This is a genomic window from Streptomyces sp. NPDC020996 (assembly GCF_040641355.1).
Lineage (GTDB): Bacteria > Actinomycetota > Actinomycetes > Streptomycetales > Streptomycetaceae > Streptomyces.
Window position 1 is genome coordinate 1 of sequence record NZ_JBFADM010000056.1, and the last position, 13248, is coordinate 13248.

Annotated in this window: 9 protein-coding genes; all 9 read right to left on the reverse strand. The window is 67.3% G+C overall.

The window, feature by feature from the left end:
* Positions 1-100 precede the first annotated feature (100 nt).
* Complete coding sequence (locus AB0G63_RS29990; RefSeq protein ID WP_360756507.1) at positions 101-4000, reverse strand: DNA-directed RNA polymerase subunit beta'; 3900 nt, start codon at positions 3998-4000, stop codon at positions 101-103.
* Between the two features lie 94 nt (positions 4001-4094).
* Complete coding sequence (rpoB, locus tag AB0G63_RS29995) at positions 4095-7580, reverse strand: DNA-directed RNA polymerase subunit beta (protein ID WP_360756510.1); 3486 nt, start codon at positions 7578-7580, stop codon at positions 4095-4097.
* Positions 7581-8139: 559 nt separating this feature from the next.
* Positions 8140-8526, reverse strand: coding sequence for a 50S ribosomal protein L7/L12 (gene rplL, locus AB0G63_RS30000; protein ID WP_351890856.1), 387 nt, complete (start codon positions 8524-8526; stop codon positions 8140-8142).
* Positions 8527-8636: 110 nt separating this feature from the next.
* Entirely contained in the window at positions 8637-9167 is a 531-nt protein-coding gene (gene rplJ, locus AB0G63_RS30005) for a 50S ribosomal protein L10 (protein ID WP_324789198.1), read from the reverse strand.
* Between the two features lie 295 nt (positions 9168-9462).
* Positions 9463-10383, reverse strand: a complete 921-nt coding sequence (locus AB0G63_RS30010) for a hypothetical protein (protein ID WP_360756513.1) — start codon at positions 10381-10383, stop codon at positions 9463-9465.
* A 194-nt stretch (positions 10384-10577) separates the two neighbouring features.
* Positions 10578-11303, reverse strand: a complete 726-nt coding sequence (rplA, locus tag AB0G63_RS30015; protein ID WP_360756516.1) for a 50S ribosomal protein L1 — start codon at positions 11301-11303, stop codon at positions 10578-10580.
* Between the two features lie 76 nt (positions 11304-11379).
* A complete protein-coding gene (rplK, locus tag AB0G63_RS30020; RefSeq protein ID WP_360756519.1) occupies positions 11380-11814 on the reverse strand; it encodes a 50S ribosomal protein L11 in 435 nt (144 codons plus the stop codon).
* A gap of 170 nt (positions 11815-11984) precedes the next feature.
* Positions 11985-12842 (reverse strand): transcription termination/antitermination protein NusG, encoded by an 858-nt coding sequence (gene nusG / locus AB0G63_RS30025; RefSeq protein ID WP_360756521.1) that lies wholly within the window; start codon positions 12840-12842, stop codon positions 11985-11987.
* A gap of 80 nt (positions 12843-12922) precedes the next feature.
* Positions 12923-13207: a preprotein translocase subunit SecE gene (gene secE / locus AB0G63_RS30030; protein ID WP_360756525.1), complete on the reverse strand. Its 285-nt coding sequence runs from the start codon at positions 13205-13207 to the stop codon at positions 12923-12925.
* Between the last annotated feature and the right edge of the window lie 41 nt (positions 13208-13248).

The following is a 13248-nucleotide window of genomic DNA, read 5'->3' on the forward strand; positions in this document are numbered from 1 at the left end:
CCACACCCTCAAACCCCCCCGGCGGGGCCCGCACCCCCCCGCCCGGGGGGCGGCGCCCGCCCGGGGGCGCCCCCGCCCCTCGCTTCAAGCGGACGCTCGCCTACTGGTTGTACGGACCGTAGTCGTAGTCCTCCAGCGGGACGGCCTGGCCGGAGCCGGTGCCGAACGGCGAGTAGTCGATGTCGTCGTAGCCGACGGCCGAGTACATCGCGGCCTTGGCCTCCTCGGTCGGCTCGACCCGGATGTTGCGGTAGCGGGACAGGCCCGTACCGGCCGGGATGAGCTTACCGATGATGACGTTCTCCTTGAGGCCGATCAGGGAGTCGGACTTGGCGTTGATCGCCGCGTCCGTGAGGACCCTGGTCGTCTCCTGGAAGGACGCCGCCGACAGCCAGGACTCCGTGGCCAGCGAGGCCTTGGTGATACCCATGAGCTGCGGACGACCGGAGGCCGGGTGACCGCCCTCCTGGACCACACGACGGTTCTCCTGCTCGAACTTCGAGCGCTCGACCAGCTCTCCGGGCAGCAGCTCGGCGTCGCCGGACTCGATGATCGTCACGCGGCGGAGCATCTGCCGGATGATGATCTCGATGTGCTTGTCGTGGATCGACACACCCTGCGAGTTGTACACCCGCTGGACCTCGCCGACCAGGTGGACCTGGACGGCGCGCTGGCCCAGGATGCGCAGCACGTCGTGCGGGTTGGTGGCACCCACGGTGAGCTTCTGGCCCACCTCGACGTGCTCGCCCTCGCTGACCAGGAGACGGGCACGCTTCGAGATCGGGTACGCCGTCTCGTCGCTGCCGTCGTCCGGGGTGATGACGATCTTCTTGGTCTTCTCCGTCTCCTCGATGCGGACGCGGCCGCTCGCCTCGGAGATCGGAGCCACACCCTTCGGGGTACGGGCCTCGAAGAGCTCGACGACACGCGGCAGACCCTGGGTGATGTCGTCACCGGCCACACCACCGGTGTGGAAGGTACGCATCGTCAGCTGGGTGCCGGGCTCACCGATGGACTGGGCGGCGATGATGCCGACCGCCTCACCGATGTCGACCAGCTTGCCGGTGGCCAGCGAACGGCCGTAGCACATCGCGCAGGTGCCGACGGCGGACTCGCAGGTCAGGACCGAGCGGGTCTTGACCGTCTCGACGCCGTGCCGGACGAGCTCGTCGATGAGCACGTCGCCGAGGTCCGTGCCGGCCGGGGCCAGCACCTTGCCGTCGACCACGATGTCCTCGGCGAGGCAGCGCGCGTACACGCTCGTCTCGACGTCGTCCGCCTTGCGCAGCACACCGTCCGCGCCCTGCTCCGCGATCTTGAGCTTCAGGCCGCGGTCGGTGCCGCAGTCCTCCTCGCGGATGATGACGTCCTGCGAGACGTCGACCAGACGACGGGTGAGGTAACCCGAGTCGGCGGTACGCAGGGCGGTGTCCGCCAGACCCTTACGGGCACCGTGCGTGGAGATGAAGTACTCCAGCACGGACAGGCCCTCACGGAAGGACGCCTTGATGGGACGCGGGATCGTCTCGTTCTTGGCGTTGGACACCAGACCGCGCATACCGGCGATCTGACGCATCTGCATCATGTTCCCTCGGGCGCCCGAGTTCACCATCATGAAGATCGGGTTGGTCTTCGGGAAGTTCTCGTTCATCGCCTCGGCGACCTCGTTGGTCGCCTTGGTCCAGATCGCGATGAGCTCCTGCGTGCGCTCGTCCTTGGTGATCAGACCGCGCTCGTACTGCTTCTGGACCTTCTCGTCCTGCGCCTCGTAGCCCTTGACGATCTCCTTCTTCGCCTCGGGAACGACGACGTCGGAGATGGCGACGGTGACGCCGGAACGGGTGGCCCAGTAGAAGCCGGCCGCCTTCAGGTTGTCGAGCGTCGCCGCCACGATGACCTTCGGGTAGCGCTCGGCGAGGTCATTGACGATCTCGGAGAGCTGCTTCTTGCCGACCTCGTAGTCGACGAACGGGTAGTCCTCGGGCAGCAGCTCGTTGAAGAGCGCACGGCCGAGCGTGGTCTTCAGCCGGAAGCTGTCACCCTGCTGCCACTCCGGCTCGCCCTCCTCGCGCGCGGGCGGGGTCCAGCCGCGCGGCGGGATGGTGCCCACCGGGAAGCGGATGTCCACGCGCGACTGCAGCGAGAGCTCGCCGGCGTCGAACGCCATGATCGCCTCGGCCACGGACGCGAAGGAGCGGTCCTCGCCCTTCACGTTCCGCATCTCGCCGTCGGTGGTGAGGAAGAACAGACCGAGGACCATGTCCTGGGTCGGCATCGTCACCGGACGGCCGTCGGCCGGCTTGAGGATGTTGTTCGAGGACAGCATCAGGATGCGGGCCTCGGCCTGCGCCTCCGCGGACAGCGGCAGGTGCACGGCCATCTGGTCACCGTCGAAGTCCGCGTTGAACGCGGTGCACACGAGCGGGTGGATCTGGATGGCCTTGCCCTCGACCAGCTGCGGCTCGAAGGCCTGGATGCCGAGGCGGTGCAGGGTGGGAGCACGGTTCAGCAGCACCGGGTGCTCGGCGATGACCTCTTCGAGGACGTCGTACACGACCGTGCGGCCGCGCTCCACCATGCGCTTGGCGCTCTTGATGTTCTGCGCGTGGTTCAGGTCGACCAGGCGCTTCATCACGAACGGCTTGAACAGCTCCAGCGCCATCGCCTTCGGCAGACCGCACTGGTGCAGCTTCAGCTGCGGACCGACGACGATCACGGAACGCGCCGAGTAGTCGACACGCTTGCCGAGCAGGTTCTGACGGAAGCGGCCCTGCTTGCCCTTGAGCATGTCGGACAGCGACTTCAGCGGACGGTTGCCGGGGCCCGTGACCGGGCGGCCGCGGCGGCCGTTGTCGAAGAGCGCGTCGACGGCCTCCTGGAGCATGCGCTTCTCGTTGTTCACGATGATCTCGGGCGCACCGAGGTCGAGAAGGCGCTTCAGGCGGTTGTTGCGGTTGATCACGCGGCGGTACAGGTCGTTCAGGTCGGAGGTCGCGAAGCGGCCACCGTCCAGCTGCACCATCGGACGCAGGTCCGGCGGGATGACCGGCACGCAGTCGAGCACCATGCCCTTGGGGCTGTTGGACGTCTGCAGGAACGCGGAGACGACCTTCAGGCGCTTGAGCGCGCGGGTCTTCTTCTGGCCCTTGCCGGTGCGGATGATCTCGCGGAGGCGCTCGGCCTCCTCCTCCAGGTCGAAGGACTCCAGGCGCTTCTGCAGCGCCGCGGCGCCCATCGAGCCGTCGAAGTAGGTGCCGAAGCGGTCGCGCAGCTCGCGGTAGAGGAGCTCGTCGCCCTCCAGGTCCTGGACCTTGAGGTTCTTGAACCGGGTCCACACCTCGTCGAGACGGTCGATCTCGCGCTGCGCGCGGTCGCGCAGCTGCTTCATCTCGCGCTCGGCGCCCTCGCGCACCTTGCGGCGCACGTCGGCCTTGGCGCCCTCGGCCTCCAGCTCGGCCAGGTCGGCCTCGAGCTTCTTGGCGCGGGCCTCCAGGTCGGCGTCGCGGCGGTTCTCGATCTGCTGCCGCTCGACGGAGACGTGCGCCTCCAGGGAGGGCAGGTCGCGGGTGCGGCGCTCCTCGTCGACGTACGTGATCATGTACGCCGCGAAGTAGATGACCTTCTCGAGGTCCTTGGGAGCCAGGTCGAGCAGGTAGCCCAGGCGGCTCGGGACACCCTTGAAGTACCAGATGTGCGTGACGGGCGCGGCCAGCTCGATGTGGCCCATCCGCTCACGGCGCACCTTGGCGCGGGTGACCTCGACGCCACAGCGCTCGCAGATGATGCCCTTGAAGCGGACGCGCTTGTACTTGCCGCAGTAGCACTCCCAGTCCCGGGTCGGACCGAAGATCTTCTCGCAGAAGAGTCCGTCCTTTTCGGGCTTGAGGGTGCGGTAGTTGATGGTCTCGGGCTTCTTGACCTCGCCGTGGCTCCACTGACGGATGTCGTCAGCGGTGGCCAGGCCGATCCGGAGCTCGTCGAAGAAGTTGACGTCGAGCACTATGCGTCAATCCCTCTCAGGGTTGTGAGTCTTGGGGTCTGATACGGGGGTCCTGGGGCCGGGAGCCTTCACCGGGAAGGCTCCCGGACTCCCGTCAGACCTCTTCGACGCTGCTCGGCTCGCGCCGGGACAGGTCGATGCCGAGCTCCTCCGCAGCGCGGAAGACATCCTCGTCGGTGTCACGCATCTCGATGGACATACCGTCGCTGGACAGCACCTCCACGTTCAGGCAAAGGGACTGCATCTCCTTGATGAGGACCTTGAAGGACTCGGGGATGCCGGGCTCGGGGATGTTCTCGCCCTTGACGATGGCCTCGTAGACCTTCACGCGGCCGGTGACGTCGTCGGACTTGATGGTCAGCAGCTCCTGGAGGGCGTAGGCGGCGCCGTACGCCTCGAGCGCCCACACCTCCATCTCGCCGAACCGCTGGCCACCGAACTGGGCCTTACCACCCAGCGGCTGCTGGGTGATCATCGAGTACGGACCGGTCGAGCGGGCGTGCAGCTTGTCGTCGACCAGGTGGTGCAGCTTCAGGATGTACATGTAGCCGACCGAGATCGGCTCCGGGAACGGCTCGCCGGAGCGGCCGTCGTACAGCCTGGCCTTGCCGGACGGGAGCACCATGCGCTCGCCGTCCCGGTTCGGGATGGTGTGCTGCAGCAGACCCGCGAGCTCGTCCTCGCGCGCGCCGTCGAAGACGGGGGTCGCGACGTTGGTGCCCGGGTCGACCTGGTCGGCGCCGATCGCCTGGAGGCGCTGCGCCCACTCGTCGCCGAGGCCGGAGACGTCCCAGCCGCGGCTGGCGAGCCAGCCGAGGTGGATCTCCAGGACCTGTCCCGGGTTCATTCGGGACGGCACACCCAGCGGGTTGAGGATGATGTCGACCGGGGTGCCGTCCTCCAGGAACGGCATGTCCTCGATCGGCAGGATCTTGGAGATGACACCCTTGTTGCCGTGCCGGCCGGCGAGCTTGTCACCGTCGGTGATCTTGCGCTTCTGCGCCACGTACACGCGCACCAGCTGGTTCACACCGGGGGGAAGCTCGTCGCCCTCCTCGCGGTCGAAGACGCGCACGCCGATGACCTTGCCGGTCTCGCCGTGCGGCACCTTCAGCGAGGTGTCACGGACCTCACGGGCCTTCTCACCGAAGATCGCGCGCAGCAGGCGCTCCTCCGGCGTCAGCTCGGTCTCGCCCTTCGGGGTGACCTTGCCGACGAGGATGTCACCGGCGATGACCTCGGCGCCGATGCGGATGATGCCGCGCTCGTCGAGGTCGGCGAGGACCTCCTCGGAGACGTTCGGGATGTCCCGGGTGATCTCCTCGGGGCCGAGCTTGGTGTCACGGGCGTCGACCTCGTGCTCCTCGATGTGGATCGAGGAGAGGACGTCGTCCTGCACGAGGCGCTGCGACAGGATGATCGCGTCCTCGTAGTTGTGACCCTCCCACGGCATGAACGCGACCAGCAGGTTCTTGCCGAGCGCCATCTCGCCGTTCTGGGTGGCCGGACCGTCGGCGAGGACCTGGCCCTCGATGATCCGGTCGCCCTCGTTGACGATGACCTTCTGGTTGACCGAGGTGCCCTGGTTGGAGCGGGCGAACTTGGCCAGGCGGTACGTGATGTACGTGCCGTCGTCGTTGGCGGTGGTGATGTAGTCCGCGGAGACCTCCTGGACCACACCGGCCTTCTCGGCCTTGACCACGTCGCCGGCGTCGACGGCGGAGCGGTACTCCATGCCGGTGCCGACGAGCGGGGCCTCGGACTTGATCAGGGGCACGGCCTGGCGCATCATGTTCGCGCCCATCAGGGCACGGTTGGCGTCGTCGTGCTCGAGGAACGGGATCATGGCGGTCGCGACCGACACCATCTGGCGCGGCGAGACGTCCATGTAGTCCACCTCGTCGGGCGCGACGTAGTCGACCTCACCGCCACGGCGGCGGACCAGGACCCGCGCCTCGGTGAACCGCAGGTCGTCGTTGAGCGTGGCGTTGGCCTGCGCGATGACGAAGCGGTCCTCCTCGTCGGCCGTCAGGTAGTCGACCTCGTCGGTGACCTGGCCGTCGATGACCTTGCGGTACGGGGTCTCCACGAAGCCGAACGCGTTGACCCGGCCGTAGGACGCCAGCGAGCCGATCAGACCGATGTTCGGGCCTTCGGGCGTCTCGATCGGGCACATGCGGCCGTAGTGGGACGGGTGCACGTCACGGACCTCGAAGCCGGCCCGCTCACGGGAGAGACCACCCGGACCGAGCGCCGACAGACGGCGCTTGTGGGTGAGACCCGACAGCGGGTTGTTCTGGTCCATGAACTGCGACAGCTGGCTGGTGCCGAAGAACTCCTTGATGGAGGCGACGACCGGCCGGATGTTGATCAGGGTCTGCGGCGTGATCGCCTCGACGTCCTGCGTGGTCATGCGCTCGCGGACGACGCGCTCCATACGCGCCAGACCCGTGCGGACCTGGTTCTGGATGAGCTCGCCGACACTGCGCAGACGACGGTTGCCGAAGTGGTCGATGTCATCGGTCTCGACGACGATCGTCTGACCGCTGTCGCCGACCGTCTCGGTCTCACCGGCGTGCAGCTTCACCAGGTACTTGATCGTCGAGATGATGTCCTCGACGGTCAGGATGCCGGCGTCCAGCGGGGCGTCCGCGCCCAGCTTCTTGTTGACCTTGTAGCGGCCGACCTTGGCGAGGTCGTAGCGCTTGGGGTTGAAGTACAGGTTCTCCAGGAGCGTCTGCGCGGCCTCACGCGTGGGGGGCTCGCCCGGACGCAGCTTGCGGTAGATGTCGAGCAGCGCGTCGTCCTGGCCCTGGGTGTGGTCCTTCTCCAGGGTGGCGCGCATGGACTCGTACTCGCCGAACTCCTCGAGGATCTGCTCGGTCGTCCAGCCGAGCGCCTTCAGGAGGACGGTGACGGACTGCTTGCGCTTGCGGTCGATGCGGACACCGACCATGTCGCGCTTGTCGATCTCCATCTCCAGCCAGGCACCCCGGGACGGGATGATCTTGGCGGAGAAGATGTCCTTGTCGGACGTCTTGTCAATGGAGGAGTCGAAGTAGACACCCGGCGAACGGACCAGCTGCGACACCACGACACGCTCGGTGCCGTTGATGACGAAGGTGCCCTTGTTGGTCATGAGCGGGAAGTCGCCCATGAAGACCGTCTGGGACTTGATCTCGCCGGTCTCGTTGTTCGTGAACTCGGCCGTGACGAAGAGCGGGGCGGCGTACGTGAAGTCGCGCTCCTTGCACTCGTCGATGCTGTTCTTCGGCGGCTCGAAGCGGTGGTCGCGGAACGTCAGCGACATCGACCCGGAGAAGTCCTCGATCGGGGAGATCTCCTCGAAGATCTCCTCGAGACCGGACTTGGTGGGGACGTCCTGACCGGACTCCAGAGCCTCCTCGACCCGACTCTGCCAGGCGGTGTTCCCGAGCAGCCAGTCAAAGCTCTCGGTCTGCAGCGCGAGCAGGTTGGGAACCTCGAGAGGCTCCTTGATCTTTGCAAAAGAGATGCGCAGCGGGGCGGTGCTGGCGCCGTTGTTCGTATTCGCGGTCGAGGCAGTGCGCGAGGCGGCCAAGAGGGGGTCCTTCCGAGGGCTCGGACTCACTACGCGCGTACCGGTCCCTCTCCCGTGCACAGAGACAGAAATCCCAGTTCAGAGATCATCCGGTCATCGGTGCTCGAGCGAGGGCATGCCCCTGGTGACGGGCAGGGGACAGCTAACAGGCAGCGCAAAGGGTCAGTGTAGCCACTTGGCACACTGATGTCCAGCCCCGATTTTTCGTGACCCTCGTCGTCCTCAACGCCCTCGGCATGCTGCCCTCAACGCACGTTGATACTGCCCTCTTCGTCGTCGATCCATGCCTCGGATTCGGATCCTGTGACGACGCGTCCTGAGAATTGCGCGCTGCGTGCGGTTCGTCAAGGCCCCCTGCCCGGACCCTGGGCGGCCGGGAGCACAACGAAGATCACCCTACCTCCCGCGCACGCGGGTTCAAGGCAACCGTGGCCGCGCCCCTCGGAACGCAGAGGAGCGACCACCCGGATGGATGATCGCTCCTCGGTGCGTTCGCGTTACATCCCCAAGGGGGACGCGTTCAGCGGTCGCGACAGTGCGGTACGGGACCGCGGAGGTGTTACTTGACCTCGACGGAGGCGCCGGCGCCCTTGAGGGACTCGGCGGCCTTCTCGGCGGCGTCCTTGGCGACCTTCTCGAGGACGGGCTTCGGGGCGCCGTCCACGAGGTCCTTGGCCTCCTTCAGACCCAGCGAGGTCAGCTCACGCACGACCTTGATGACCTGGATCTTCTTGTCGCCGGCACCGGTGAGGATGACGTCGAACTCGTCCTTCTCCTCGACGGCCTCGGCGGCCGGGGCACCCGGGACACCGGCGGCGGCCACGGCGACCGGGGCGGCGGCGGTGACGTCGAACTTCTCCTCGAACGCCTTCACGAACTCGGAGAGCTCGATGAGGGTCATCTCCTCGAACTGCGCGAGCAGGTCTTCCTGGCTGAGCTTCGCCATGACGGGCGATCCTTCCATTCAATCGGCTGGTGCCGGATGTACATGTCTGGCGGGCGTACGTTGGCCCGCTACGACCCCCGCGTCAGGCGGCGGTCATTTCGCGAGCCGAATTACTCGGCACCGCCCTGCTCGTCCTGCTTGGCGCGAAGCGCGTCCAGGGTGCGGACGAGCTTCGACGGGAGCGCCTGGAAGACAGCGGCAGCCTGGGACTGCTTGCCCTTCATGGCGCCCGCCAGCTTGGCGAGCAGAACCTCGCGGGACTCGAGGTCCGCAAGCTTCTTGATCTCGTCGGCGGACAGCGCCTTGCCGTCAAGGACACCGCCCTTGATGACGAGATTCGGGTTGTCCTTGGCGAAGTCACGAAGACCCTTCGCCGACTCCACCGGGTCACCGGTGACGAAGGCGACCGCCGTCGGACCGTTGAACAGGTCGTCGAGCGTCGAGATGCCGGCCTCGTTGGCCGCAATCTTGGTCAGCGTGTTCTTCACCACGGCGTAGGACGCGTTCTCACCGAGAGAACGGCGCAGCGTCTTGAGCTGCGCCACGGTGAGACCGCGGTACTCGGTCAGCACGGCGGCGCTCGAGTTGCGGAACTTGTCCGTCAGCTCGGCAACCGCGGCAGCCTTGTCGGGCCTCGCCATAGAGCCTCGGCCTCCTTCCGGGTGATTCGGACCGCGCGGACCCGAAGGAGGACTGGGGAAAACGAAACGCCCCGGCGCAGGCGCACGGGGCGGACTCGACCGGTCGTACGAGCGCTGAGCGCACGTACTCCGGGAGCTCTTCCACTGTCACCTGCGCGGGTCGCCCGCATTTTCAGCGGATCCTTCGGCCACCGCGCCCTCGTACGAGCGCACGGCAACGACCAGCGGTCTTTGGCTTCAGTAGGAGGGTAGATACATCGGGCCCGTATAGCAAATCCACCCGGGCCGACCGGGATCAGGAGGTCGTGCCGGTCCTGTCCTGCTGCCGCACGAGCGTCGTGAAGTCCTCGGTGTCGCCGGCCGGGGGCTTGCCGGCGGAGACCCGCACGCCGTAGTCGCTGTAGTACGCGGTCTGGGTGTACTCGCCGACCGACATCCGGCCCTTCTCGACCTTCTTCACCAGCAGGTCCCGGTCGTCGACCCAGATGTGGACGGTCTCGGTGGTGACGCCGGCCTGGGTGAGCTGCCTCTTCAGACCGGCCAGCTGGCCCGCGTCGAGGCCGGAGTTCCCGGCGGCGAGGTCGGCGACGTCCACGGTGCCCGCGTAGTGCGTGGTGTTCTCGCCGCGCACCTTCTCCGTGCCGACCTTCTCGACGTCGCCGGAGGCCAGCAGCAGCTTCACCGACTGGTTGGGCGTGGTGTTCCGCATCTGGTCCCGGAGGAAGGCGCCGGAGCTGCCGCCGAAGTCGGCGAGGTCGGCGTAGCCGTACCGGATCCAGTGCTTGCCGCCCGCCTGCTCGGCGAACTTCTCGCCCATCTTCGCGTAGTAGGCGTCGGGCAGGTAGCGCGCCTCCATGGACGTGGTGCCGAGCCCGCGCATGGAGTCGGCGACCCAGCCGCCGGTGTACGTGATGGTGAGGTTGCCGACGAGGCCGTCCCCCCAGCCCATGGCGCCGTCGGCCTTCATCGACATCATCGAGCCCATGGTCGTGACGGACTCGACCCTTGCGGAGTCGGCCCGGTGGGTGGCCCTCTCGGCGCTGCGCAGGGCCGCGACGGAACGCGCGTGCGTCGCTCTCCCGCCGGACACCCCGTCGTCCTTGCCGGAGCCGCCGGAGGCTCCGGAGGCGCCGAGGGGACCGCAGGCGGCCGCACCCGACAGCACGCTCACCGCCGCGACCGAGAGCGTCATCCGGCGCACCGTCGTGCTCTTCATTCGTCCCACCCCTGTGCGGTCGCGGTGCCGGCACGCCGGCACGGCGCGCTGACGGGCGTGCGGAAAGACCGTACAGGCAAAGGCTGTTCGGAAGAACCGCACGCAAACGGAGACGGGCCCCGCAACCCGAAGGTTGCGGGGCCCGTGCTCGCTGCGACGCGTACCGGACGCGGCTGCCGGGGTGAGCTCGAGGCTCAGACGGCGGCCGGGTCCTCCTCCACGAGGAGGTTGCGAGTGCGGTTGGGGTCGACCGGGATGCCGGGGCCCATGGTGGTGCTGACCGCGGCCTTCTTGATGTAGCGGCCCTTGGCGGCGGACGGCTTCAGACGGAGGATCTCCTCCAGCGCGGCGCCGTAGTTCTCCACCAGCTTGGTGTCGTCGAACGACGTCTTGCCGATGATGAAGTGCAGGTTCGAGTGCTTGTCGACGCGGAACTCGATCTTGCCGCCCTTGATCTCGGTCACTGCCTTGGCGGTGTCCGGGGTCACGGTGCCGGTCTTCGGGTTCGGCATCAGACCACGCGGGCCGAGGACGCGGCCGAGGCGGCCGACCTTGCCCATGAGGTCCGGGGTGGCGACGACGGCGTCGAAGTCCAGACGGCCCTTCGCCACCTCGTCGATCAGCTCGTCGGCACCGACGATGTCGGCGCCCGCGGCACGCGCGGCCTCGGCACGGTCACCGGTCGCGAAGACCAGGACCCGGGCGGTCTTACCGGTGCCGTGCGGAAGGTTCACGGTGCCACGGACCATCTGGTCGGCCTTGCGCGGGTCGACACCCAGACGGAAGGCGACCTCGACGGTGCCGTCGAACTTGGTCGTGGAGGTCTCCTTGGCGAGACGGACGGCCTCGAGCGGGGCGTAGAGCTTCTCCCGGTCGATCTTGGCGTCCGCAGCGCGGAGAGACTTGCTGCGCTTGCTCACTACTGCTCCTGTTGGTTCTTAGGAGTTGTGGTCAGGGCCGAGCAGGCCCTCCCACGACTTCTGCGGGTGGGGAAGGTCAGCCCTCGACGGTGACGCCCATGGAACGCGCGGTGCCGGCGATGATCTTCGCGGCGGCGTCCAGGTCGTTGGCGTTGAGGTCGGGCATCTTGGTCTGGGCGATCTCGCGGACCTGCGCCTCGGTGATCTTGGCGACCTTGGTCTTGTGCGGCTCGCCGGAGCCCTTCTCCACGCCCGCGGCCTTGAGGATCATCTTGGCGGCCGGCGGCGTCTTGGTGACGAAGGTGAAGGAGCGGTCCTCGTAGACCGTGATCTCCACCGGGATGACCCAGCCGCGCTGCGACTCGGTCGCGGCGTTGTAGGCCTTGCAGAACTCCATGATGTTGACGCCGTGCTGACCCAGCGCGGGGCCGACCGGCGGGGCGGGGTTCGCCGCACCGGCGTTGATCTGGAGCTTGATGAGCCCCGTGACCTTCTTCTTCTTGGGAGGCATAGCTCTCCGGGTCCTTTCGATTCGGGTCCTGCCTGCACCGGGTACGCGACCCTGACGCAGGCATACCGCACAACGATAACGGGTATAGATGCGCGGCCAAAAACCGGGCAGGTCAGACGGACGCTCGCGCGTCCGCCTGACCTGCCGGTAAGCGGTTCGTCCGGAACGGACTAGTTCTTCTGGATCTGGTCGAAGCTCAGCTCGACCGGGGTCTCGCGGCCGAAGATCTCGACCAGGCCCTTGACCTTCTTCGAGTCCGGGTTGATCTCGTTGATGGTCGCCTGCAGCGTGGCGAACGGGCCGTCGGTGACGGTGACCGAGTCGCCGACCTCGAAGTCCAGCACCTGGACCTCGACCTTGCGCTGCGGGGCCGGCTTGCCCTCGGCCTCGGCGGCCTCGCGGGCGGCCTTCTCCTCGGCCTCCGGGGCGAGCATCTTGACGATCTCGTCCAGGGTCAGCGGGTACGGGTCGTAGGCGTTGCCCACGAAGCCGGTGACGCCGGGGGTGTTGCGGACGACGCCCCAGGACTCGTTCGTCAGGTCCATGCGCACCAGGACGTAGCCCGGCAGCTTGTTCTGCTTGATCGTCTTGCGGTCGCCGTTCTTGATCTGGACGACCTCTTCCTGCGGCACCTCGGCCTGGAAGATGTAGTCCTCGACGTTCAGCGAGACGGCGCGCTGCTCGAGGTTGGTCTTCACGCGGTTCTCGTAACCCGCGTAGGTGTGGATGACGTACCACTCGCCGGGAAGCGAGCGCAGCTCCTCGCGCAGGGCCTCGACGGGGTCGACCGGCTCGGTCTCCTCCTCGGCGGCCTCGGCCTCGGCTTCGGCGGATTCGTCGGCGGACTCGCCGGACTCGTCCTCGGCGGTCTCGTCCTCGACGTGCAGGGCGGCTTCCTCGGCAGGTTCCCCGGCCTCGGCCTCGGCAGCCTCGAACTCGTCTTCCTCGTCCGCGCCCTCGACGATGTCGAGCTCGTCATCCACCGACTCGTCGGGCTCGATGGCGTCGTTCAGGTTCGGGTCAGACACGGTGGCTGCTTCTTCCTGGATACATAGGGGTGGAACACGCGAAAGGGGCGCCGGTAACCACGGCGCCCTTCGCTCTCGGTTCAGCCGAAGACGTACTTGGCGGCGTGGCTGAGCCCATAGTCAATCACGGTCACCAGGGCGATCATGATGGCGACGAAGAAGATCACGACGGTCGTGTACGACGTCAGCTGGTTGCGCGTCGGCCAGACGACCTTGCGGAGTTCCGCGATGACCTGACGGTAGAAGAGGGCGAGCCGCTTCAGCGGGCCCTTCTTGGCACGCTTGCCGCCCTTGCGGGCCTTCTTCTTCTCCTGCGCCTCGTCCTGGGCATCAGGCGTGTCGATGGAGCCCACGGCGTCCGCCATTCGTCCTCACCTGATTCCGGGTCATGGCCGTGCCGCGCCCG